Consider the following 24,943-nt stretch of genomic DNA (forward strand, 5'->3'; position numbering starts at 1 on the left):
CACTTCCTTAATGTGCGAATAGTGAACCTATAAAGTAGGTCACAATCATAGTTAAAACTCCTGAGATCACATTTCTAAACACTGCCTTGGTACGGTCAGCATTACCCAACGCTGCTGCAGTATAACCAGTAATACTCAAAGCAATTACAACCGCAATAACTGTCGCAATAATTCTGATATTTTCTGGGAAAAATGTAATCGAAACTAAAGGTAATATTGAACCTGTTGGAAAAGAAATCATCGAAGCCATCGCTGCCGCAATCGCACTTGTATGTTCCTTAGGATTAAATCCAAATCTCTCACGAACAGCTACATCCAACGGGTCATCACTCATCATTTCTTGAGTGGCCTTCAATGCCAACTCTTCTGATATTCCTGTACCTTGATATTTGTTCTTGATGAAATCAAATTCATCATCATAATGTCCATCTAATGCCGCTGATTCTTTTTCAATGGCTCGACGTTCACTATCACGCTGAGTACTTACGGATACCCATTCACCCATTGCCATTGATATAGTTCCGGCAAGCATACCAGCGATACCAGCTAAGAAAATTGCATAACTATTACTTTTCGCACCAGCAACACCAATAACAATACCGGCAACTGAAAGAATTCCATCATTTGCGCCCATAACACTGGCACGCATAACGTTAATCTTTTCAGCTAAGCTCCTACTCTTCTTTGTTTTTTGTACTTTTTGCATTTTCCTCGCCCCTTATTTCGATTACTCTAAGCTGTAACCATTTCTAGTTTGGAATGATTATCATTTATTAACGAATACATCATAATACTTTTTTGCTTAAAAGTAAAACCTTAAATATTCGAATATACAACTTATCCAAGTCGAAAATAATTGATATTTTTATCCCATGGGGTTTATAATTACATTGTAATGATTCCAAGATAGGAACACTTACAGAAAGGAAGATTGCTTATGACTAATAGTTCTGTCATGGAGGACACTCTAAAAGTTTTAAAAGATCACAAACTACGTGTCACTCCTCAACGTCACATTATTTTGGCATACCTTGCAAGTCATCATAACCACCCCACAGTAGAGACTATTCGGGATGGCCTAAGCAAAGAACTTCCAAATATGGGGTCATCTACCATTTACAATACTTTGAATACTTTCGTAGAACATCGATTAGTTGTTGAACTACAAAATGGTGACGGAAGTACTCATTATGATTATTTCGGAACGCCGCATTACCATGCAATTTGTACTAATTGTGGCAAAATAGTAGATGTTACGTACCCCGGATTTAGTAAAGATGAAAAATCATTAGAAGAAAGAACAGCTGATATTTCTGGATATATGATTTCTGGTAATCATATGGAAGTTTATGGTTTATGTCCTGAATGCCAAGTTAAATTGGGTGTTAAACAAAAATAGATTAATAATTATTCAACAAAAAGGAGTTTTCCCAGAGATGAGAAAACTTCTTTTTTTGTCATTTAAACCAAAATATATTTTAATAAAAAAATTATCCACTATAATGAATACAACAAACACCTTTTAGGAGGTTCGAATGAAAAACACAATATTAATAGTTGAAGACGAACTTAGTTTATCTAGTTATCTAACAAAGGAACTACAGTTTGAAGATTTCAACGTCGTAGTTGCTAATGACGGATTAGAAGCAATGGACAAGTATGAGGACAATCAAAATAACTTGCTACTTATCTTACTAGACTGGATGTTACCAAAATTAGACGGTATGGAAGTCCTACGAAGAATTCGCAAGCATGATCAAGTACCTGTAATTATTATGACCGCACGCGATTATGTTGGCGATAAAGTGGCAGGGTTAGATAATGGTGCTGATGACTACATTACAAAACCATTTGAAATAGAAGAATTACTTGCACGTGTTCGTGTAATTCAAAGAAGAATGGAACAAATGAATGAACCAGATCAAACTTATCAACTATCTGATTTAATACTGAACACCAAATCTCATCAAGTTGTTAGAAATAGTGAAAATATTCAGTTAACTCGTCGTGAATATGATTTGCTTCTATTCTTCCTTCAACATGTTGGACAAGTATTTACCAGAGATGAATTACTCGATAATGTTTGGGGTGAAGATTTCTTAGGGCAGCAAAACGTCGTAGATGTGTATGTTGGCTATTTGAGAAACAAAATTGATGGTAAAAATACCCAACCCTTGATTCAAACAATTCGTGGAGTTGGTTATTCAATTGAGGATACCGCCGATGAACACTAAACAAAAAAATAACTCTCGAACTTATGAGAGTTTGATCAGTCAGGCCATCAGTCGACTAGTAGTAATTATTACTCTGTCCATCAGTATAATTGTTTTGGTCACTGTTGGATTTCAACAAGCGTCCTTCACATCTCATGACGCTCGGGGACTTATGACGAGTTTGAATAGATCCAACATAAAAAGTATTCCCAGCTTCATTCAGTGGAATAACGAAAATGAAAGACACACTAAACAAAATTCATTTATCCGTGTAAAAACTAAAGATAAGTCAGTTACTGCTGCATCATTAAAGCGAGAACGAGTTATCATGACCTCTCCCTCTTCTAAGAAATTTTTATCAAAAAAACAATATCACGTATTATTCTTAAAAAACGTAGTCTACATCCCTCAATACGGATTGTTTCTGTACTACAGGCAACAAAATAACTCAACTACTTATCAACTCTGGGTTAGCCTGAATAATCTAATTAGAAGATTAATCTTATTAGTAATAGTAATTAGTATCGTAGTTTTTGTGACACTTGGATTTGGAACTTGGTGGGCACGCAGATTGGCCCAAAGATTGAGTTCTCCAACTTTAGAATTAGCCAATGAAACTAAAAAAACTACAAAAGATTTGGACGCTAATCAGCCAACGTTAAACGTTCCCGAAAGTCCGGTAGAAATAAATGAACTAGGTAATTCTTTTAACGAATTATTGAAAGTTCAAAATGAGCGTCTAGCACGCGAGAAGCAATTTGTTTCAGATTCCTCACACGAATTACGAACACCAATTGCGGCCATCAGAGGAAATATTAATTTGATCAAGCGCCACGGTGAACAACATCCAGAAGTAATACCTGAATCACTTGATTTTATTGACGAAGAATCATTAAGAATGCAAAACTTAATCGAAAATCTATTGCATTTATCACGTGCTGATAAAGCTAAAATCAATTTACAAGAAATTAACATATCAGAATTAGTAGAGCGATTAAGTAATCATTACCAAGGTACTATTTCTCAAAAATTAAACACTGACATTGAACCCGGTTTAAAAATAAACGGTAATGAAGATATGATCCACCAGATCATCATTGCATTATTAGATAATGCCAGTAAATATTCTCCTAGTGATACACCTATAACTTTAGGTGTTCACAAAACTACTAACGGAATTGAGTTGAGTATTGCTGATTTAGGAATTGGCATTCCTAATGACAAAAAGGACAAAATTTTTCAAAGATTTTACCGTGTTGATGAATCGCATTCAACTGAAGTAAAAGGCAGCGGTCTCGGTCTAGCAATTGTTTCTAAACTGGTTGCTTTAAATAACGCTCAAATTGAAGTTAATGATAATGAACCACAAGGTAGCGTATTTACAGTTACATTTAAAGCACTTGACTAATTTTTTTAGTCAAGTGCTTTTTATATAAGTGTTTTAATAAGAAAATCTTATTTAATGCTTATCGAAAAATAGTAGTTAGATATCAAGCATATTTGTAAACTAGGTTTATTCAATCAAAAGAAAAAATTTAAGTCGCACATTCGAAAGGACTTGGTGTTACATATGTCTAAACTAACTACTCAACTAAAACAACAATTAACAAATAATCTTAAACGTCCAATTATGCAAGATGCTAAAAATCACTGGTACACAGGTAACGAATTAAATGAAGAGCGAGAAACCTGGCTTCAATACTTCACTAATCAAGGTATTGGCTACAACGACATCGTACTAATCGCCTTAAATAATTCAGTAACTTATTCATTGGTCACTGAAACTTTGTGGGAAGTCGGTGCAATCGTCCATCCAATCAATCCTGCAGTTACAGATATTCAATTAAGCGAATTTGAAGAACAGTATAACTACTCCGCAATGATCCTTAATTCAGATATTGAAGAGCCTGATACGTTAAATTCAACATTTGAAAAAAGGCCTAAATTGACAACTCTACATGAACCAGAGGTTGAACTGTATATCAGAAAAGATCATGAAATACATCCAGCTAAAGAACCATTTGATAATCAATTTGCCGTCATCATGCATACTTCGGGAACAACTGGTAAACCAAAACGTGTAGGACTAACGCACGAGCAATTATTTACAAATGCTAATAACATCATTAAAAGTCAAGATTTAACAGACTTTGATCGCACAATGATCATTATGCCTCTATTCCACGTTAATGCTATGGTTATTTCTAATCTAGCAACTCGCTTATCTGATGGCCAATTAATTTTTAGAACAAAATTCAGTGCACATTTATTCTGGAAAGAAATATTCGATAAACAGCTTACTTGGGTATCATTAACTCCAGCAATTATCGAAATATTGTTACAGCGTGATGAACAACCAAAACCTAATAAGCTCAGATTTTTAAGGACCGCATCAGCTCCACTCTTACCTACAACACTGGAAGAATTCAGATATCGTTTCGATATTCCACTAATTGAAAGCTACGGTATGACCGAAGCTGCTAGTCAGATTACCCAAAATCCTCTTTATGCTCCAAAGCAAAACAGTGTCGGGATACCTTATGGAACTAGTGTAAAAATACTTGATAGTAGTTTGACGGAAATGGATACGAATAAAGTTGGTGAAATTGCTCTAAAAGGTGAATCAGTAATCACTCATTATTTAGATGCACAGCCAGAGGCCTTTTCAAACGGTTATTTACTAACTGGTGATCTAGGAAGAATTGATGATGACGGATACCTATTTATCGTCGGTCGTCGTAAAGAAATGATTATTCGAGGTGGTGAAAATATCAATCCTTTAGAAGTAGAAGATTGCCTCAAAACCTTACCTTTTATTCAAGAAATGGCAGTTGTTGGTACACCAGATAAAATCTACGGAGAAACTGTAACTGCAGTAATTGTCACTAAGAATAATCAACCAGATCATCGCTATCAACTAGCACTATTAAAGAACTTAGCCAATAATCAACTAATGCCCGCTGAACGACCAACGAAATATATCTTTGGTCAATCATTACCTAAGAATCCCACCGGTAAGGTTCAACGCAACTTGTTAGCTAAAGAGATCGAAGAAAAACAATATATTAAGGAGGCTTAATTAATGCAAAAACCGATGGAAATAAATAGTACTAACCCACGATTAAAGCATCTAAGTATTCCTTACGACAAGACACTTCCATTTTTAATTCCAATTATCCTATTAGTAATCTGGCAATTGGCAAGTTCTGTCGGTTGGTTATCAACTTCCGTCCTCCCGTCACCAATTGCAGTCTTACAAGATGGCATCAAACTTACTGTTAGTGGTGAATTACCTAAAAATTTAAGTATTAGTTTGTATCGTGCAACTATCGGATTACTGATTGGTGGTGGAATTGGATTCATTCTTGGATTCATCAATGGGATGTCCAAAACATTTAGCTTGTTATTCGACTCATCGATTCAAATGTTTAGAAATATTCCTCATTTGGCACTTATCCCATTAATTATCCTATGGTTAGGAATTAATGAATCCGCAAAAATATCACTAGTCGCAATTGGAACAATGTTCCCCGTCTATATCAATACATATTCTGGAATTCGTTCCGTGGACAAAGACTTGCTTGAGATGGGTAAATCATATGAACTATCTAGATTTGATATGTTTAAGAAAATTATTTTTCCCGCTGCTTTACCTCAAATATTAGTGGGTATCCGCTACGCTCTGGGCGTAATGTGGACAACATTAATCGTGGCTGAAACAATATCAGCCAGTTCAGGAATTGGTTATATGGCAAACAACGCTGAGGACTTCGTTGATATGGAGACCGTTGTTCTATGTATAGTTGTCTATGCAATTCTTGGTAAAGTATCAGATCTTGTCGCAAAAAGTTTTGAAAATCTATTACTCGAATGGCAAACAACCGGAAGGAGTATCGTTTAATGAACACAAATACAATTATAAAAGTAAATAATATCGGTAAAACTTATGATAACCTTACCGCATTACAAGATGTAAACTTGGATATCCATCAAGGTGAATTTATAGCTTTAGTTGGTATGAGTGGTGGTGGTAAAAGTACTTTAATGCGGCTGATTGCTGGATTGGAAAAGCCAACCAGTGGATCAATTGATATTGCTCACACGAATACTAAAACTACTATTAGAATGATGTTTCAAGAAGATCGTCTATTACCATGGATGACCGTTATTGAGAATCTCTCATTTAAATCAAAAAAAGCCGAAGAGATTGAACATGCTAAAGAATTATTAGAGCTAGTTGAGTTAAGCCAATACGCTGATCACTACCCCAATCAATTGTCTGGTGGGCAAAAGCAGCGAGTAGCATTAGCTAGAGCACTGATGACTAATCCTGAAATTCTATTGCTGGACGAACCATTGGGTGCTCTGGATGCCTTAACTAGACATAAAATGCAGGATTTAATTCTAAACATTTGTAAAAAACAAAATCTAACCACCATATTAGTAACTCATGATGTTGATGAAGCAGCACGAATGGCCGACCATATCGTAGTTATGAAGAATTCAACTAATTATTATGAAACAGATGGTCCTAGAGACACTCATAATCCTGGTCAAGTAGGGCTAGTAGCTGATCGTGTTTTAACCGCAATTCTAGAAGAAGAAACACACATTATGAAGACAGCATAACCTAAAAAAACCTCGTATTTACTATGTAAAATACGAGATTTTTTTAAGTTATACTCAGAATTAATCGTGCTCCGCCACGCTCTTTGATTTCTAACGACGATTAAAACCATCTAAAAAGCCTGCAACAAGCTCATAAATATTAGGTATCATCATTAGCGTTATCCAGATGATTGCCAAAGGAACAGTCCATTTTGAAATAATCTTATCGATGTTCTTCCACTTAATACTCCATATTAAGGCAAAAAACGAAATAAGTAACGGTAACGTTGTCCAACTATACATACTATCTTCAGATATATGAAAAACAGTTGTAGAAAGTATGTATCCAATAATTCCTAGAGTAACTCCAATAATTACCGCAAAGGCGGCCTTGTTCATTTTTGGTCCTTTTTCTAATTCTTCCATAAGACTTTCGTCTCCCTTTATAAGTTCATCTAAAGAGATATCAAATAGTTCACTAATAGCAACAACATTTGCGAAGCTTGGTAAAGATGTCCCATTCTCCCATTTTGAAACTGACTGACGTGATATGTGTAATTGTTCCGCCAAAGTTTCTTGAGACATATTCTGTTCTTTTCGACGTTGTTGTAATTGTTTGCCTATTTGCATTTTTCTCTCCTCGATTCATTTTCAGGATAAATCTATGGTTAAATATTGCCTAGCACTTAATGGTTGCAGGGATGTTGCATTCAAGTTGCACCGTTATAACGATGATGGAAATAATAAAACATCCTTACCTTTTGGCTTGGATGTTTTATTCAGGCAATACATTAAACTTCTCAAGTTTAAAATCATCATCAGTTAAATCAGTAACGGTTATACTGCCATTATCAGGAAAAGCTCCTCTAGCATCAAAATTTTCTCCAAAATATTTTAAAACTAATGTCTCTAAGAACGCCCCATGCGAAACGACTAGAACTGTCGAATCCAGATCATTCTCAGTACGTAATTGATTTATAACTAATTCAATTCTACTCGATACATCTTCAATATTTTCTGCAGTTCCACTAGTATCAGATTTTTTTAACAATCCTTTAGCAATTATTGCAGTAAATGGATCATCGGTATCTTTCTCAGTTACATGACCATATCTTCCTATTATGTACTTCAAAACATCTGAACCTCTGTCACCCTCAAATGAACCAAAACACATTTCTCGTAAATTTTTAGTTGTTCGAATATTAGTATCACTGACCAAGTTTTCATCTTTAATAATATTTGCTGTATCCACCGCACGTTTTAAATCTGAACTGTAAATAGAATCAAAATGCGTATTCTTTAAATAATCTCCAGTTTGTTCTAATACTGATATTCCCTCACTCGTTAAAGGAGTATCGGACCAGCCTTGTATCTTATGCATTTCGTTGAACATGGTTGATCCGTGTCTTACAAAGTATACTTTCATGTAGTTGCCTCCAATTTAAAACTATATCTAATATTATAAGATACAGGAATTACTAACTAGGTAACATATTAAAATCAATTACTTTGAATCCATCATCATTCAGTACTGTTTTAGTTACACTTCCATTTTTTGGAAAGGCATCCTCAGGCTTAATATTTATATCAGAAAAATTCATCATCAAAGTTTTTATAAACGTTCCATGGGTCACCACCAATATTCTAGAATCGATATCATTCTCATCTAATAATTGTTTGAATCCCCGTTTAATTCTAGTTTCAATTTCTTCTGCACCTTCAGCAAAACCTAAGGGATCTGCCTTTTTCATAGCATCCCTAACAAAACTCATCGAATATTTATTAGCCAATTCATTTTGCTTAGTGACACCATAAGGTTCGCAAATCGTTTTCCAAATATAGGTATTCTTTAATCCTTCAAATGATCCAAAAAATATTTCACGGAAATTCTTGCTGGTTTGTAAGTTCAATGAACTAGCCTCATTTTCCGAATTAATAATTTCAGCAGTATCCATCGCCCGCTTTAAATCTGAACTATATAATGCATCGAAGTGTACATTTCTTAAGTAATTTCCTGTCTTCTTAAGGTCGTCAATCCCCACATCTGTTAACGGGGAATCCGACCATCCCTGCATTTTACTCATAAGATTAAAAATAGTTTGTCCATGTCTTACAAAATATACTTCCATTTTTTCCTCCCGTGGGAACATCTTACTAATTTAATTATCCCATAACCACAACAAGCTCAGTATCTGTTTTTACAAATACCGAGCTTGTTTTTAATTTAATTTATTATTACTAACCTAAAACCTTTTTGACAATTTCAAACAATGCCTTAACATCTTCCGGACGTGTATGTCCTGTTTCTTTGTCAATAATTGAACTGTAAACATGAGGGATAATCTTCTTAACACCTGCATCAACAGCAACTTGAAGGATTTCTTCAAAATTATCAAGATCCAAACCACCAGTTGGTTCTAGGTAGAAGTCATTGTCAGCACATGCTTTAGCAACAACCTTGAATTCTTCAATGTGTGCTAGTCCTTTCATCGGGAAGAACTTGATTGAGCTACCACCCATATCTTTAAGTAATGCAATAGCTGTTTCGATAGGAACTTCTGCTGCAGGTTGACCACTGCTCAATGGACCAGTAGCAATATTTACAAGACCTGGTTTGCCTGTTGGTGATACCAAACCATTAATAAATGTATCTGATTGACCTAATAAGGCTCTACTTGTTCCAACACCAGTGAATACTTGATTGATATGTTGTGGTTGTAATTCTGCAGAGATTCTACTTACCATTTGACTTTGATTAGGATCTCCAGCACCTAAGCCAACTGAAAGGGCATTATCAGTTTCTGCTTGATATAATTTCATATCCTTGATGGCTGCTTCATCACTGTCATAGTTCTTTGACAAAACTCCCAAGATAATGTGATGTTCTGCGGCTTCATAACAGTCTTTAGCATTTTGAACTGATCCTGCTAAAACATTTAATGCAACGCGATCTTTATAAAAATTAGGTACATTTGACATAAGTAAGACTCCTTCAAGTAGTTAATTATTAATTTTATTATTTAAGTGATACTGGGAAGAATGCTCCAAAAATCATTGCTCCTAGGATTGCTCCACCGGCGATAGGTTTCTTCCATAGGTAGAAGATAACCGCTCCGATAATAGAACCAATACCGATAGGAATAGATGCTGATGTAGCACTAAGAATAATTAGTGGGCCAAGGAAACGACCTGATGAATTACCAGCACCCATCATGACGTCAGCACCAAATGTGGCACTTGATTGATTAATAGTATATTTACGAACTAAGGTAATGATTCCACCGATGATTAGTCCCAGAACCAAACCTGTTACAATTGATAACCAAAAATTAGAAATTGGTGCTTTCCAGCCAATACTCAATAAAATAGTCGGAATACCGATACCAACACCAGTTAAGATTGAACCACCTAAGTCCAAGATACCAACTAGTGATCCTTCAAGAATACGGGCAAATAAGAAACTTGCACCAAAGGCTGCGGCAGCCCCGTATGAACCGCCATCCATACCAGCCTTCAACATAGCTACGATAGCAACTTCATTAAAAGCACCAACGTTATATACAAAGTACATGTGAGTACCGGCAAAAACACCAGCAGCCATAAGTCCAACCATAATTGGGAATGACCATTCAGAATACCAAAAGCTCTTTTTATCTATTTCCATTGTCTTTTCTTCATCCATGATTTTCCCTCCTACTTAACGTTGAATATGCTGTGCATATTATTTATGAAGTTTGGAACTTGAAGCTTAAATCCTTCGATCATTTGAATATCGAATCCTCTAAAGAATCCACTCAAGATGAATAGTGCAATAACGGCACCTAACATAACTCTAGTAATACGTGTCCAACCTAATTCATCAACACCTTTACCAATAAGAATACCAAGAACAACACCGGGAACGGCATTTCCCATGATCATAGCTGAAAGACCACCGAAGATTGTTGCCCATAATCCTGAACGTTTACCTGCATCAATAGCAGCTAACCAGAATATGATAGGCATAACTATATTGATAAGTAAGTCAGCAGCTGGAACAAGAACTTTAACAGCTGTAACTTGAAGTGACTTAGGAATGGCAGAAGCTGTTGTATTTAAGAATGCGACTACAATAATACCGATAATGGCACCAGCAATTGCCATCTTCTTAGGGTTGTGAACTGTATTTTCTACTTTTTTATCTTTTAACAATAGAACTGATGCGGCCCAGTTAGGAATAACACGGTGTGTAACATCCTGTGTAAATGCACCGGCACCAACGGTTGAAGCCCAAGCATTGAAGAAGAAACCTAATCCAAATGAAAAGTGTGATGCAGGATCTCCTTCACAGGCATTCATTTCACCAAGAGTTCTAAAAGCTCCTAGCGCCTGAACAGTAGGAGCATTGAACATTCTAGCAGCACCCATTCCGGCCGCAAATCCAACTAACCCACCAATCAGAATTGATTTAAGTAAAATGACGAGTATTGTCATATCTAACTCCCCTTACTACTTCTCAATGAACTCAATTTAGGTAATCTGATTCCATTGGGATCTTTTATTTGTTTTTCAGTAAAGACTATCTCTGACAAATCCATATATTTAATTTCAACTTTTATACTCATTGAAACGTTATAAATAGTTCTCTTTCTAGGTAGAAAAACAAAAAGGAAGTGTTCTTTATATTCTTTACATTCTGCCTCATCAATTTCGATTGAAACTGGTGTAATCTGCACTGTGATTTCGTTTTTCTTTCTAACGATCTTCGATATCTTGGACAACCCATCAGCCACTGCCTCTTGCTTCGTTTGGCCTGTTCCAGATACTTGAATTACTTCGTTAGCTATCTTTTGAGAGTTCTCCATTGTTATCGACCTCGCTTCCTATGAATGAACGCGGTTATATGCTTCAACCAACTTTGTACCTAATTCTTCCTTATCCATGAATCCAAATCCTAATGCTTGAATTCCATCTTCAATAGCTGTGATACCCTCTTGCACTGAACGCATACTATGACGTTCTGAATATCCGTATTTGTTTTTAGCAGTGATTGCTCCAGCACCACCACTACCACAGAATGAAATACCAAAATCTGCTTCATGTTTCTTCATTTCGTCGCCTAAACGCATGTCTGCTCCCATGCCAGGAACAACATATGCTTCTCCACCAGCGGCTTCTACACCTTTAGCAACGTTTTGACCTTTACCCATTCTATCTGCAATAACTACTTTAACCATTATTATGTCCTCCTTATTTGCGCGCTACTTCAAAATGTACTGCTAAAATATATTTCTCTTGATCTTTCAAATTTCCAATTTTATCAATAACTTTGCCAGCTAATTTAACACTGTCTTCAGGTAGACCATCAAAGACTGAAACATCAACATCGTCTAGTTGCTTATTATCTTCTGATCTTTCAACCATTTCAGCAATGTGATTAGTTAAGACTTCTGCTTGCGTCTCATCTGGAAATGAGTTGATGGTTTGCATTTGACTTAACGTATATTCGAGAATTTCTCTAACTTTTTTTGGATCAACGCTGCCTTGAATTATCTTCTCGGCAGCTGCGTTTAATTCGATAGTATTCATAAATGCCACCTACTTCATTATTTGTTTGATTTTATTAACGATCAGTTTCATTTCATCTTCATGCACTGCACGAACATCGAATTCGATAATTCCCATATTTGCACGATATTCTCTAGTGTAAACAGCTGGGCTATCTTTCTTTAATTCTTCGATTAGTTTAAGTGCATCAATTGGTGCATCACTATTAACTGTCACACTGGCACGATAGATATCACGTCCAGCAGCATCTTGAACAATCTTGGCATCGATTCCGTTGATTTCATTAAGGTCTTCAACGAATGGTGTCAATCTCTTCTTCATTGAATCGCCAGTTTCAGGACCAAATTCCAAGTAATCTTCAATTGCCTTTGTTAAACCTAAGATATTGTCTTTACCAATTTTCATTGATCTACCAATACCTTTTGATTGTAATCTGATCCAACCAATATATGGCTTCTTACCTAGAGTCAAGCATGATGATGGTCCTGAGAATGCCTTAGCACCACTATAGATAACGATGTCTGCACCCATTTCTACGTACTTTTTAAGGTCTTCTTCAGCAGCTGCATCAAGGATTAATGGTAAGTTGTGTTTGTGAGCAACTTCAACTGCATCTTTGACACTCAACATACTCTTTTGAACTGCGTGGTGACTCTTTACATACATGATGGCAGCTGTCTTATCAGTAATCATCATCTCAACGTGTTCTTTACTACACATGTTGGCATAACCGGCTTCAACAACTTTACCTCCACCAAGTTCAATCATTACTTCTTCAGGTGTACCGTAGTCAACGTTTTGACCCTTGGGAAGAATGATCTCACGGTTTGTATAACGTTCATCGAATGGGTGATATACGTGATGCATACTACCTTGTCCAATAATTCCGGCAACTGATTGAGCAATTGCGGCTGATGCTGATGCAAGAACAACTCCGTCTTCAGCTCCAATGATTTTTGCTAGATGTTGTCCAGTTTTTAGAACTAGATCACTCATTTCGAAGAAATGTTGTCCGCCAAATTTTTGTGCTTCTAGAACATCATCTGAAACTTTTGAAACGCCCAATATAGTCATTTTTCCACTGGCATTAACTACTTGCTTCAAACCATATTTTTCGTAAACATTTTCCATTAGAATTCCTCCAACTTTGTTTCATATACATTTCCTGCAACAACTGCATAATGTGGAACTACAACTTTATTTGTTGTTTCTTTATTACCATTTGAGTCCGTTAATTCTTTTTCTCTATCTTCAATACTGAAGATTGTTAAATCACCATCAAAGCCCTTCTTCAATGAGCCTTTATTTGCTAGATGGAAATTATCTGCTGGATTCGTTGTGATCATTGGAATAATTTCTTCCATCGTATATCCAAGATGTAGCATCTTATCCAAGCACGTAGCCAAATTATAAACTGGACCATTTTCTCTATTTCTGTGATACAAGTCACTACTAATTGACTTAGGTGTCAATCCAATACTCTTAGCAACTCTAGCAACTTCAAAGTTGAAACTGTCAGTTCCATGACCGACATCAAAAATAATTCCTCTATTATATGAATCAATTGCAAATTGCTTAATTTTGTGTAGATCCAAGTTCATAATTCCATTTGGCTTACCGTTGTAACAGTGAGTAATGATATCTCCTGGATCCAAGAGATCCATGATGTCACTTAATTCAGGAGGATTTGTTCCAATATGTACCATTAATGGAATGTTATTGTTGAGCTTTTGAATTTCCTTTGCACGTTCCAAAGGATGAATCCCGCTTCCAGCAACAACTGACTTACTCATTCTGGCTTTAATACCAACTACGAATCCTGGATATTCGTCAATCATATTCTTGACTAAATCATTTTGAATACGATCCATATGTCCTAATTCATCTTGAGCAATAATTCCTGTCTTAGAAATATTGCACATTGCATAAACATTAGTTCTTACTTTTTTAGTTAATTCATAAAAATCAGGTAGGTTATCAGCTCCGGTTGAACCTGCATCAACAACCGTAGTAACACCAGCATCAACACCGTCCAAGTCAGGCTTGTCATAATATAAGGTTAGCTTCTCATAGCAGTGAACATGATCATCGATCCATCCAGAACTTAGATAATATTTAGATTTCAAATCCAAAACTTTTTTTGCACTAACATCGCCGTCAATATGTGATTGAATATCAATAATTTTTCCTTGATCAATTAATACATCAACGGGACTTCCAGAAATTGTTTTACCATTCTTTACATATAAGTCGATCATTTCAAGTCCCCCTTATTTGATTACGAATAGATAATAACATTATAATGTTATATTGTAAACGCTTTCGTTAAATTAAATGTTTAAATTAGCTAAATTTCGTATTTTATCTTATAAGGAAACTTATTTGTTAAATAAATGGCCTCCGCATATTCCACTAAATTATCAACTTGATCATAAGACTTTCTAATTCTTTTGATACCCACTTTATCAGTTGTTTCAAGTGACTTCTGTTGGTCTTCATCTAATAAACAACCGTAAAAATCATCGTCAAATCTATTAACCATTTCACCCATTTCTTTGATTACTTGATATAAGGAAACATTATTTAAATCTTCTCTACTTTCCTCATTTAGTCTAAATGGCAAATAATGCTTAAAGATAATGAACGGCTTACTGTTCAATTCATAAACTTTGGTAACCTCGGTGATGCATCCCGTTAATTGATTCAACTCAAATTTAGTGGGACATTCATCTATCGATATTTCTTTAATAGAAACAATTTTCTTTTTAACATCGTTTCCATTGTTTTCCAAAATACTACTAAAAGATTCAGCTTTAGATAATCTATTGAACAATCTATTGCTAATTACAGTGGTTCCTTTACCACTCTGCTTAGTAACATACCCTTCGCTGACAAGCATCTTAATAGCATTTCTTACTGTTATTTTACTGACATCATAAATTTTTTCTAATTCTATTTCTGTTGGCAAAAAATCTCCAACAGCGTAAGTACTATTCAAAATTTTTTTCTTTAAATCTTCTGCTACACTCTGATACAAAATTTTTCTTTCCATAATTGCTTTCCCCTTGGACTTGCACGTATATTTTTGTATGCGCATTCACTATTATTTTTATACACCATTTTAAAGAGATTGGCAATCATAAAATTATAATGTTATAACATTATATTAAATTAATAATGTATATAAAAAGAATCAGCCCACAAAATTGGCTGATTCTTTAGATTGAACTTTGAAATATTGGTTGATTAACGCACTAGATATCCACCATCAACGGCCAAAATATGTCCATTAACATAATCAGATGCCTTGCTGGCCAAAAATACGGCTACTCCCATTAATTCTGATGGTTCTGCCCAATGACCAGCTGGAATTCTATCAAGTATTTCTTTATTACGTTTCTTATCTGCACGAATAGGTGCGGTATTAGCTGTTTTTATATAACCCGGTGCAATTGCGTTTACTTGAACGTTATAAGCTCCCAATTCACTAGCAAAAGATTTAGTTAATCCAGCGACACCATGCTTTGCAGCAGTATATGATGGAATAAATTTTCCACCTTGGAAGGATAACATTGATCCAATATTAATTATTTTTCCTGATTTTTGATTAGCCATAACTTTAGCGGCTGCCATAGATAAATGATATACAGCATTAAGATTAATATTAATCACATCATCCCAATCTTTATCTTTTGACTCTAGAATAGGATTACGTCGTATCATCCCTGCATTATTAATTAGAATATCAATATGACCAAATTCTTTAATAGCATTGTTAATAACTTGATCTGCCATACCCTTTTCAGCCAAATCACAAGCCATGAATTCTACTCTACGATTTCTCTTTTCGATCATTTCTCGAGTAGTATCCCATTCACGATGACTATGAGCGGCTATAAATATATCTGCACCAGCTTCAGCTAAAGCAACTGCATATCCTTGACCTAAGCCGGTATTTCCACCTGTGATAATGGCCACTTTTCCAGTTAAATCAAAAAAATTCATTTTGAATTTATCCAAAGCCTTTTCATTTTGCACTATTTCATCTTTTGATTGTTCCAAAACTATTACCCCTAATTTCGTTAAATTAAAAAGGAACGTTTCTAACAAAGAAACATCCCTTCTATTTCAGTAACTATCCTCTAATTTTAAGAATCTCCGCATGATATGCTTCTGCATTCTTCTTAACTTGTTCAAAATCACCCTTGGAAGCTGGTCCAACCAAATTACCACCAGCACCAACAACGATGACACCTTTATCAAACCATTCTTTCATGTTTTCCAAAGATACGCCACCAGTAGGCATAATGTTAACTTGAGGGAATGGTCCTTTAAGTGCTGAAACCATTCCTTGTCCTACAACGGAACCAGGGAAGATCTTAACAACATCTGAACCATAGCTCAAAGCATTTTGAACTTCGCGTGGTGTCATGCATCCAGGCATATATGGAATAGCATAAAGATTACATAATAATGCCACGTCCTTCGAGAATGATGGACTAACAACGAACTTAGCACCAGCAATGATAGCTAGACGTGCAGTTGTTGGGTCAAGAACTGTCCCTGCACCAATAACTACATCCTTGTCATCCTTATATTCTTCAACTAATTCTCCGATAATTTCATCGGCATGTGGTGCTGTAAAAGTTAATTCAATAGCCTTTACTCCACCTTCAATACAAGACTTAGCTGCATTGTAAGCTTCTTTTTTAGAGGCTCCACGAACAACCGCGACAACGCCTGACTTTTCAACATTTTTTAATATTTCTACTTTTTGTAGCATTTAATTATCACCTCAACAAAATTTACGAACAATTCGATAATTATTCCATATTACTATGTGCTGATTTAGCAGAATCATTAGATGTATGATCACGTCTGCTTAATTTCAAGCACAATGTATCTAAGGTAATATGTACACTTTGATCAAACAAAGTACTTAAGAGTTGGATTGATTTCACACCATCTCCACCCTTTGTAGCACCAGGAACAACAATTGTCGCATCTCCTAGTTGACCAAGAGGTGAATCTGACTTACTTGTTAAAGCAACGATTTCAACACCGTCAGCTTTTGCTTTTTGTGTAAGTTCGAGAATACTTGCCGTCTTACCTGAACCTGATACTGATACCAAAACATCGCCTGATTGAACAGAAGGTGTAATAGTTTCACCAATAACATATACTGTATAACCAATATGCATCAAACGCATTGCAAATCCCTTAGCCATTAAACCTGAACGGCCAGCACCAAGAACAAAAATACGTTTGTCTTTTTGTATCAGCTTTTCAGCGTTATCTAATTGGCTTTCATCGACCATATTCATAACTTCGTTAACTTCTTGCATAATTTGACTAATTAATGTCATTTTATTGCCTCCATGAATTGTTTAGCAGAGTCCACCGGATTATCTGTCTTAACTATTTTACCACCAACAATGATTGTGTCAGCTATACCTTGAGTAGCGATGGCCTTAGCTTGTTTCAAGTCAATTCCACCAGCAACTGCAACTTTCTTAATGTCTGGGAAATTCTTCTTGAATTTATCTAAAGTATCAACCGCATCAAAAGAATCCTTTGAGTCTTTAGAATGATGTAATCCGTATATAGCATTGTCGAAACCGGCAATTTCTGAAATCTTATTATTATCTACCTCTAATAGATCAATTAACATTTCTTTATTACGTTTTTCAGTTACGTCATAAACTTGCTCGATAGTATCTAATGATGATCCAGCCATAACGGTCAAAATATCAGCATTAGCATCGAATCCTTTTTCAAACTCATATACACCTTCATCATTTGTCTTCAAATCATACAAAATCTCAGAACTTTGTACATTAAATGGTGCATCTTTAAGCGCTAATAATCCATAATCTTTAATTAATGAAGTACCTAACTCAATAATATCAACTACTCCATCTAATTCATGTGTAAGTTTAACTGCTTCGTCTAAAGTTACTCTATCAATGGCCACTTGAAGCTTCATTATTATTCTTGAACTCCTTCTTTTGCGTAAAATTCTTTCAATCCATTTTTATCTGGATATCCATCATTATCACCCAATGTTTGAACTTGTAAAGCACCAACTGCATTTCCACGTAAAACCGCAGATTTCATATCTTTGCCATCGAGCAATGCAGTGATAACACCAAGTGCAAACCCATCACCAGCTCCGACAGTATCGACAATATTATCGACGTTGAAGCCACTTACAGTATAGCTATCACCATTCTTGGTCTTAACATAAGCACCCTTTGCACCAATTTTGACAATAACTGTTTTAGTTCTTTCACCCTTCAAATAAAAATCAGCAATAGTTTCAGGATTGTCTGATCCAACCAAAATTTTACCTTCATTTATTCCCGGGAGAACAATATCTGCAGATGATGCCATCTCGTTGATGGTACTAATCATTTTTTCTTCACTGCTCCAGAGTGGAGGTCTCAAGTTGGGATCAAAAGTAATCAAAATATCATTATCAACTAGTCTCTTAATCAAAGTTCTAAAGGTTTCTTCAGCAGTATCCGAGATAGCTGGAAAGATTCCTGACATATGTGCTACTTTTACACCCTCTAAATTAATTTTATTAATTACGCTACTAGTCAAATGTGATGATGCCGATCCTTTACGGTAATTAAATGTATCTGGATCACCTTTAGTAACCAATTGCTTCAATTGATGTCCTGTAAAATTATTTGAATCTTTTGAGACATATTTTGTTCCAACATTGTGACTCAAAATTGTCTTGATTATATAGTCTCCAAAAGGATCTTGTCCTACTCGTGAAATATATTCTACTGAATGACCTAAGCGACGTACTCCGATAGCTACGTTAAGCTCTGCACCACCCATTAATTTTTGAAAATTGACAGCATCAGTTAACGAAGCATCTGAATCCTTTGATGCAAAAATAACTAACGGTTCGCCAATTGTAATAACTTCACTCATTCTTATGCCTCCTATAATGCCTCGACTAATTTCATTTGTGACTTCATTTGTTGATCATTATCCATAGGATATTCCAGTGCTAGGTCAACATTATCAGGTAAATGTGTTAATATCTTTTTCCAATTATAAATTCCTTTATCCATATCATCTGACGTTGATAGTTCACCATCAGTATCAATAACGTTTTTCAAATGAATATATTTAGTATATGGTGCTAAAGCTACGGCGCTATCTGTTGCATCTTGATTTGTAAATGCCCAATTTCCCATGTCATACACATAACCGATATCCAAACCAGACTTCTTTGCAGCTTCTAAAAATGTTTTTAGAGAAGAGACTGAGCCTGAAATTTGCGTTTGATCATTTTCGACATTCATTTCAATTTCATCAATTGGAAACTGCCCCAACGTGGCCTTCAAATCACCAGTAAACTTATTAAAATGACCAATATTGAACTTAATTTTCTTTATTCCCATAACTTTTCCTTCAGCAAAATACTGTTCAACCTTAGGGTTCAGAGAACCATCCTCTTCAAAAAGTACATCCGGTACACTGTAATATACCTTTAGATTATTCGCCCTAGCCTTTTTTGCTACATTAGATAGTTCATTTTCTAAATTTTGAAAATATTCACGACGTACTTCAACACCAGTTGCCCCTAAATTCGAAACACGATCCAATAAACTAACTTGATCTGCACCGTTTTCTACATCCTTAGCAAAAATTAATGTATTTAGAATTAATGTCATTTTCTCACCTCATATTTTTTAAAAAATATGGTTGCCATCTATTTATTAATATAAATGACAACCCATTTTTTAATACTTAACTAAATCATTCAATATCGTAATCAATAATAAAACTACGTTCTTGATGTTCATCTAGAACACAATTACCTTCTTTATTTTTTAATTCAATTTCGTCACCATATTTATCTGAAACTCCATAAAATGGTTCAATACACAGAAACTTAGCCTTAGGATCATTCTGAGTCCACAAGCATAACTGTGGAAAATCATTGAAATGTGCAGTTACAGAATGTTTGCCATCTTTAGACTTAAGAGAAACTCCATTCAAACTATTACTCTCAGTCATAACTATCAATCCATCTTTAAATAATTCATGTGTTAATGGTAAGAAATTTCCATTATATTCATTCAATTTAAGAATTTTACCAGTTCTCAAAGGTACACCGGTTTTAAATGTAAATTCATGATATTTCAGTGTTTTGACACTTGGATCAAAAGTTAAATAATAATCCTCGAATCTATCATTACTTGTAGATCCAATCGGAACATTAAAAGCAGGGTGTGTTCCAACAGCAAAACTCATAGGTTTATCATTCAAATTCTTGACAGTATCTATCATTCTCAAACGTCTGCCAACAAGTTCAAATTTAATTGAAAATTCAAATTCAAACGGATAATATCTTTTAGTCTCATCATCACTTCTCATAGTAAATTTAACTCTATTACTTGATAGTTGTTCAGCGCTATATTTATGAAAAAATCCAACCCCATGTTGTGGCATTTCATACTTTTTACCATCGACATAATAGTGATCATTCATCGATCTACCAATAGCAGGAAATAAATTAGGTGCGTGTTTTGCCCACACATCAGGGTCGCCATCCCAAATACAATTAACTCCACTTTTTTTATCTATTAAACTGGTTAACTCAGCTCCTACTTCATTTATCTGCGCTTGAAAATATTCGTTTTCAATAGTTTTCATGTCGTCATCTACCACCTTATACTGGTGTATTTTCAAGTTTATTTATAGGATAATGGATTTTCTCACCATTTGAGAATCGTACCGCCTCTTCAGCAACCTTACGCTTCAATTCACTTGCAGCCTCTTCTGAATACCAAGCCATATGCGGTGTAACAATCAAATTATCGCGACTGAATAACTTATTATCAGACGGAACCGGTTCATTTTCCATACAATCGATTCCTGCACCAGCGATTTCACCATTTATTAGGGCCTTGTCTAAATCATTTTCATTAATGATACCTCCACGAGCAACATTAATAATTACTGCTGAGTCTTTCATCTTCTTGAATGTTTCGTAGCTAAATAAACCGATATTTCCATCTGAAGGAATATGAAGAGAAATTGCATCTGAATTCTCAATCAGTTTTTCCAAACTAACTGAATCAATATAGTTGAACTCTTCTGATTTCTTAAAATATGGATCATATCCCATAATATTGAATCCTAGTGCATGTGCCTTAGATGCAAAATTGCGACCAATTCTTCCTAAGCCAACAACTCCGACCGTTTGTTTGCTAAAGCGATGAATTGGAATTGATTTTTGATAATCCCATTTATTATTTTTTGTATTATCATTCATCATAATAATTTTTCTCTTAAGACTTAGCAATAATGCAATAGCATGATCCGCCACTTCATTCATTCCATAATCAGGGACATTTCCGACTTGAATTCCATGTTTCGTGGCCTCTAGTAGATCAATTGTATCAACTCCAACACCATATCTAACTACATATTTCAAAGATGGAATTGCATCCATTACTTTTTTAGTGATTTTTGCGTATTGAACTATAAAAATTTCGCCATCACCACATTGATCAATTACTTCATCTTCACTTTTTGCATTACACAGAGTTACTTCCATTCCTGCATCAGCGAAAACTTTTTTTTCAATATCAACACTATCGTGATCACAATCAGTAATATAAACTTTCATGATTTCATCTCCTGTATTTTGTTATTTAACTAGATATCCGCCATCAACCGGAATAATTGCTCCATTGATATAATTCGATGCATCAGATGCCAACCAAACAACTGGACCCTTCATATCTTCTGGTTGTCCCCAAGCTTTGGCAGGAATTCTGTTTGTAATTGCTTCATAACGAGGATTGGCTGGATCTAATAACGCAGTATTCATTTCAGTTGCCATATATCCTGGTGCCAATGCATTAACATTAATACCTTTTTCAGCCCATTCGTTACATAATGCCTTTGTTAATTGGGCAACTCCACCTTTAGATGCTGCGTATGCCGGTACAGTATAACCACCAAAGAATGAAAGCATTGAAGCAATATTAATTATTTTCCCAGTACTGTCCTGTGCAATAAATTGTTGTCCCGCTAATTTACAAAGTCCAAACACCGCACGTAAGTTAACATTAATTACAAAATCCCAATCTTTCATAGGGAATTCTTCACTCTTATGTCTACGTTGAACGCCAGCACCATTTACCAAAATATCCAGATGATCACCTAATTCTTTAATGGCTTCTTTAAACGCCTCTTCACGTTTACTATCATCACCTAAATCAGCAATTACGGCATGACACTTGAATCCTTTTTTTGCGAAGTCATCCGCTACTGTAACCGCCTTAGGATTAATATCTAAGATTGTAACTTCTGCTCCTGCTTCCATTAATCCCTCTGCCATACCATTGCTTAGTCCTTGTGCAGCTCCAGTAACAATTGCCTTTTTTCCTGTCAAATCATTTAAGTTCATTTTATTTTCCTCCTATATTTAAGGCTTCCATATTAGTAATTTTTTTGTGAGAATCTAAATATCTATTTAGCAACGCCAGCAAGATCATCGCTACTGCTACCATAACCAACATAATGATGAATACAGGTACATATGAACCTGTACTTTCGTAAATTTTGCTTGAACCATAAGATCCTATAAACACTGAGATAATTCCATAACTGTTAATAACGCCAAAGTTTAGTGCCATATTTTTAAGACCCCAAACTGTTTTTGTGAAATAAGTCATTACAATAAGTATTGATCCGAATGACATACCACACAGTAAACATCCTAAAGACAAAATCAAAACATTATTATTTTGTTCAGATAATAGTAATAAACCTATTGCAACAACGTATAAACAGTTAGAAAACAACATCGTCTTTTTTCTTCCAAATTTATCTAATACAAAACCACCTATTAAACGTCCGCCACCGTTACCTAAACTAACCAAGCCAACAATTATGGCTGCTAAAGTGGCTTCAATATGATGCTGATCAGGTAAACTCTTGCCAATACCTAAAATTCCTAATCCAACTCCACCCAATAAAATCATCCATAGATAGAATAAGTAGAAAACTGGATCATGTAGCATATCGTGAAAATCCTTATCTTCAACATCGGCTGAAGAATCTGTTTTAATAGCTTTGACCTCAACAATATGATCTTCAATAGTAGGATTCTTAATGATAAATGAACTAAATACTACTAATCCTGAAAAAATCAAACCAATTGCGACAAACACCGGTCTCCACGGTAGAACTGCATATATCTTTGTAATAATTGGGCCTAATATAAAAGCACCCATTCCATAGCTCATCAGCAAAGCGCCCTGAGCTTTCCCTACTTTATCGGGATACCAAGCAGTAATAGTAGGCAAAATCCCGTTATAAACAAACCCGATACCTAAGCTTGTCAACACTCCATATAATGTATATACAACTAATAAATCATATGGATCATTAGCAAAGGCCGAACCAACAAAACCAACAAATATTAAAACAGCTCCCAAATTAAAAACCATCTTAACCGTATGCTGCTTTAATAATCTTCCTGCAATAATATTTCCAATCGTGAAACTTATTATAGAAAGTACGAAAATCATCGAAAGTTCAGATGGTTTCCAATTAAATTCATTTTTCAAAGGAACCATAACTATTGTGTATGCATATATCAAACCTAATGAAAGCAATAATATACATGCATCCAACAAAAGATATTTTCTTTTTTCCACCTATAGCTCGCCTCTTTCCAAAATATAAATATTTTTGAGTAAGCGCTTACCCTCAGAATAAAAAATAAATCATCTGATGAATTAAAACTAGCATACATCAGATGACTTTGTCAATTTATTTTTTTATCAATCCCTTAAAAGCTAATCTATTATTAGACATATGAACCATCATTGCATCATGTGCCAACACTGGATTGTGAGCCTCTATAGATTGACATATTTCCCGATGAATTTTAACAGTAAACTTTTTTGCATCTTCATCAGTATAATTTTTGTTGAATAACGAAATGGAGGTGTTAATAATAGGCAAAATATATGAATATGCCATGTTATCACTGGCTTTTGCAATCAATGAATGAAACTCGATATCTAAATTAACATGATCATTATTGCCTGCACTAAACGATTCCTCTATTTTCTTTGCAAGTAAATTTATTTCACTTATTTGTTCATCTGTCGCATTTGTAGCTGCGAGTGCCGCTACCTCAGGCTCTAGAACGTAACGCATATCATAAAAATCACTTATCATTTTTGTTTTATCACGTATCATTGTCAAGCCAAACGGATCAGTTGAACGTCCTTCTTTTTCACTGACATAAGTACCCGATCCTTGCCTTACTTCTAAAATATTTCTAGAAATCAAAATTCTTATTGCTTCTCTAAAAGTACTTCTACCAACGTCTAAAGCCGTTGATAACGTATACTCATTTGGAAGTTTTTCACCCGGCTGAATATTATTATTTTTTATATATACAATAATCTTATCAGTGGTTTGTTCTACCAAATTTTGTGCCATATCTTTTCTCCTAATTCATCATATGTATTTACTAAACAATTTTTAATATATATTTATATATATTCATTATACTACAT

General features: G+C 35.0%; 30 protein-coding genes. 6 read left to right on the forward strand and 24 right to left on the reverse strand.

Annotated elements, in window-relative coordinates:
* Positions 1-7: 7 nt before the first annotated feature.
* Positions 8-706 (reverse strand): VIT1/CCC1 transporter family protein, encoded by a 699-nt coding sequence (locus EKM79_RS04910; RefSeq protein ID WP_125566469.1) that lies wholly within the window; start codon positions 704-706, stop codon positions 8-10.
* A gap of 231 nt (positions 707-937) precedes the next feature.
* Here EKM79_RS04910 and EKM79_RS04915 point away from each other — a divergent pair, with 231 nt between their 5' ends.
* The 6 genes from EKM79_RS04915 (at position 938) to EKM79_RS04940 (ending at position 6,842) form a co-directional block, all read left to right on the forward strand.
* The gene (locus tag EKM79_RS04915) at positions 938-1,399 is read left to right on the forward strand and encodes a Fur family transcriptional regulator (RefSeq protein WP_125566471.1); all 462 of its coding nucleotides are present in this window, start codon (positions 938-940) and stop codon (positions 1,397-1,399) included.
* A 136-nt stretch (positions 1,400-1,535) separates the two neighbouring features.
* Positions 1,536-2,234, forward strand: coding sequence for a response regulator transcription factor (locus tag EKM79_RS04920; RefSeq protein WP_125566473.1), 699 nt, complete (start codon positions 1,536-1,538; stop codon positions 2,232-2,234).
* Positions 2,224-3,621: a sensor histidine kinase gene (locus EKM79_RS04925; RefSeq protein ID WP_125566475.1), complete on the forward strand. Its 1,398-nt coding sequence runs from the start codon at positions 2,224-2,226 to the stop codon at positions 3,619-3,621. The genes EKM79_RS04920 and EKM79_RS04925 overlap by 11 nt, the downstream gene beginning before the upstream one ends.
* A 162-nt stretch (positions 3,622-3,783) precedes the next feature.
* Entirely contained in the window at positions 3,784-5,292 is a 1,509-nt protein-coding gene (locus EKM79_RS04930) for an AMP-binding protein (protein WP_125566477.1), read from the forward strand.
* A 15-nt stretch (positions 5,293-5,307) separates the two neighbouring features.
* The gene (locus EKM79_RS04935; RefSeq protein ID WP_164506013.1) at positions 5,308-6,114 is read left to right on the forward strand and encodes an ABC transporter permease subunit; all 807 of its coding nucleotides are present in this window, start codon (positions 5,308-5,310) and stop codon (positions 6,112-6,114) included.
* The gene (locus tag EKM79_RS04940; RefSeq protein ID WP_125566481.1) at positions 6,114-6,842 is read left to right on the forward strand and encodes an ABC transporter ATP-binding protein; all 729 of its coding nucleotides are present in this window, start codon (positions 6,114-6,116) and stop codon (positions 6,840-6,842) included. The genes EKM79_RS04935 and EKM79_RS04940 overlap by 1 nt, the downstream gene beginning before the upstream one ends.
* Positions 6,843-6,932: 90 nt before the next feature.
* Here EKM79_RS04940 and EKM79_RS04945 read toward each other — a convergent pair whose 3' ends face one another.
* The 23 genes from EKM79_RS04945 to EKM79_RS05055 all read right to left on the reverse strand — a co-directional run bounded on the left by EKM79_RS04945 (position 6,933) and on the right by EKM79_RS05055 (position 24,866).
* Positions 6,933-7,451 carry a helix-turn-helix domain-containing protein gene (locus tag EKM79_RS04945; protein WP_125566483.1) on the reverse strand — a complete coding sequence of 173 codons (519 nt, stop codon included), beginning with the start codon at positions 7,449-7,451 and terminating at the stop codon, positions 6,933-6,935.
* A gap of 145 nt (positions 7,452-7,596) precedes the next feature.
* The gene (locus tag EKM79_RS04950; protein WP_125566485.1) at positions 7,597-8,247 is read right to left on the reverse strand and encodes a histidine phosphatase family protein; all 651 of its coding nucleotides are present in this window, start codon (positions 8,245-8,247) and stop codon (positions 7,597-7,599) included.
* Positions 8,248-8,299: 52 nt separating this feature from the next.
* Entirely contained in the window at positions 8,300-8,950 is a 651-nt protein-coding gene (locus EKM79_RS04955) for a histidine phosphatase family protein (RefSeq protein ID WP_164506009.1), read from the reverse strand.
* 109 nt (positions 8,951-9,059) lie between these two features.
* Entirely contained in the window at positions 9,060-9,800 is a 741-nt protein-coding gene (gene dagF / locus EKM79_RS04960; RefSeq protein WP_125566489.1) for a 2-dehydro-3-deoxy-phosphogluconate aldolase, read from the reverse strand.
* A gap of 37 nt (positions 9,801-9,837) precedes the next feature.
* Positions 9,838-10,503: a DUF4310 family protein gene (locus tag EKM79_RS04965; RefSeq protein ID WP_125566491.1), complete on the reverse strand. Its 666-nt coding sequence runs from the start codon at positions 10,501-10,503 to the stop codon at positions 9,838-9,840.
* An 11-nt stretch (positions 10,504-10,514) separates the two neighbouring features.
* On the reverse strand, positions 10,515-11,294 hold the full coding sequence (locus EKM79_RS04970; RefSeq protein ID WP_125566493.1) for a DUF4311 domain-containing protein: 780 nt from the start codon (positions 11,292-11,294) through the stop codon (positions 10,515-10,517).
* Positions 11,295-11,296: 2 nt separating this feature from the next.
* Positions 11,297-11,665, reverse strand: a complete 369-nt coding sequence (locus EKM79_RS04975) for a DUF4312 family protein (RefSeq protein ID WP_125566495.1) — start codon at positions 11,663-11,665, stop codon at positions 11,297-11,299.
* Positions 11,666-11,683: 18 nt separating this feature from the next.
* Positions 11,684-12,037, reverse strand: coding sequence for an SFCGS family glycine-rich protein (locus EKM79_RS04980; RefSeq protein ID WP_125566498.1), 354 nt, complete (start codon positions 12,035-12,037; stop codon positions 11,684-11,686).
* 13 nt (positions 12,038-12,050) lie between these two features.
* Positions 12,051-12,389: a PRD domain-containing protein gene (locus tag EKM79_RS04985; RefSeq protein ID WP_125566500.1), complete on the reverse strand. Its 339-nt coding sequence runs from the start codon at positions 12,387-12,389 to the stop codon at positions 12,051-12,053.
* 9 nt (positions 12,390-12,398) lie between these two features.
* Positions 12,399-13,499, reverse strand: coding sequence for a DgaE family pyridoxal phosphate-dependent ammonia lyase (locus tag EKM79_RS04990; RefSeq protein WP_125566502.1), 1,101 nt, complete (start codon positions 13,497-13,499; stop codon positions 12,399-12,401).
* Complete coding sequence (locus EKM79_RS04995; protein ID WP_125566504.1) at positions 13,499-14,626, reverse strand: amidohydrolase/deacetylase family metallohydrolase; 1,128 nt, start codon at positions 14,624-14,626, stop codon at positions 13,499-13,501. Before EKM79_RS04995 ends, EKM79_RS04990 begins: the two co-directional genes overlap by 1 nt.
* Before the next feature lie 89 nt (positions 14,627-14,715).
* Positions 14,716-15,420, reverse strand: a complete 705-nt coding sequence (locus EKM79_RS05000) for a GntR family transcriptional regulator (RefSeq protein WP_164506010.1) — start codon at positions 15,418-15,420, stop codon at positions 14,716-14,718.
* 194 nt (positions 15,421-15,614) lie between these two features.
* A complete protein-coding gene (kduD, locus tag EKM79_RS05005) occupies positions 15,615-16,430 on the reverse strand; it encodes a 2-dehydro-3-deoxy-D-gluconate 5-dehydrogenase KduD (RefSeq protein WP_125566508.1) in 816 nt (271 codons plus the stop codon).
* A gap of 73 nt (positions 16,431-16,503) precedes the next feature.
* On the reverse strand, positions 16,504-17,151 hold the full coding sequence (locus tag EKM79_RS05010; RefSeq protein WP_125566510.1) for a bifunctional 4-hydroxy-2-oxoglutarate aldolase/2-dehydro-3-deoxy-phosphogluconate aldolase: 648 nt from the start codon (positions 17,149-17,151) through the stop codon (positions 16,504-16,506).
* A gap of 40 nt (positions 17,152-17,191) precedes the next feature.
* Positions 17,192-17,734: a 6-phospho-3-hexuloisomerase gene (gene hxlB, locus EKM79_RS05015; protein ID WP_125566512.1), complete on the reverse strand. Its 543-nt coding sequence runs from the start codon at positions 17,732-17,734 to the stop codon at positions 17,192-17,194.
* The gene (locus EKM79_RS05020) at positions 17,731-18,354 is read right to left on the reverse strand and encodes an orotidine 5'-phosphate decarboxylase / HUMPS family protein (RefSeq protein ID WP_125566514.1); all 624 of its coding nucleotides are present in this window, start codon (positions 18,352-18,354) and stop codon (positions 17,731-17,733) included. Before EKM79_RS05020 ends, hxlB begins: the two co-directional genes overlap by 4 nt.
* 2 nt (positions 18,355-18,356) lie before the next feature.
* Entirely contained in the window at positions 18,357-19,316 is a 960-nt protein-coding gene (locus EKM79_RS05025; RefSeq protein ID WP_125566516.1) for a sugar kinase, read from the reverse strand.
* A gap of 11 nt (positions 19,317-19,327) precedes the next feature.
* The gene (locus tag EKM79_RS05030; RefSeq protein WP_125566518.1) at positions 19,328-20,065 is read right to left on the reverse strand and encodes a sugar phosphate isomerase/epimerase family protein; all 738 of its coding nucleotides are present in this window, start codon (positions 20,063-20,065) and stop codon (positions 19,328-19,330) included.
* Between the two features lie 85 nt (positions 20,066-20,150).
* Entirely contained in the window at positions 20,151-21,050 is a 900-nt protein-coding gene (locus tag EKM79_RS05035) for an aldose 1-epimerase family protein (RefSeq protein ID WP_125566520.1), read from the reverse strand.
* A gap of 16 nt (positions 21,051-21,066) precedes the next feature.
* The gene (locus EKM79_RS05040; RefSeq protein WP_125566522.1) at positions 21,067-22,029 is read right to left on the reverse strand and encodes a C-terminal binding protein; all 963 of its coding nucleotides are present in this window, start codon (positions 22,027-22,029) and stop codon (positions 21,067-21,069) included.
* Between the two features lie 21 nt (positions 22,030-22,050).
* Positions 22,051-22,815: an SDR family oxidoreductase gene (locus EKM79_RS05045; protein WP_125566524.1), complete on the reverse strand. Its 765-nt coding sequence runs from the start codon at positions 22,813-22,815 to the stop codon at positions 22,051-22,053.
* Between the two features lies 1 nt (position 22,816).
* On the reverse strand, positions 22,817-24,070 hold the full coding sequence (locus tag EKM79_RS05050; RefSeq protein ID WP_125566526.1) for an MFS transporter: 1,254 nt from the start codon (positions 24,068-24,070) through the stop codon (positions 22,817-22,819).
* Positions 24,071-24,185: 115 nt separating this feature from the next.
* Positions 24,186-24,866 carry a FadR/GntR family transcriptional regulator gene (locus EKM79_RS05055; RefSeq protein WP_125566528.1) on the reverse strand — a complete coding sequence of 227 codons (681 nt, stop codon included), beginning with the start codon at positions 24,864-24,866 and terminating at the stop codon, positions 24,186-24,188.
* Positions 24,867-24,943 lie beyond the last annotated feature (77 nt).

The organism is Companilactobacillus insicii (assembly GCF_003946015.1).
Lineage (GTDB): Bacteria > Bacillota > Bacilli > Lactobacillales > Lactobacillaceae > Companilactobacillus > Companilactobacillus insicii.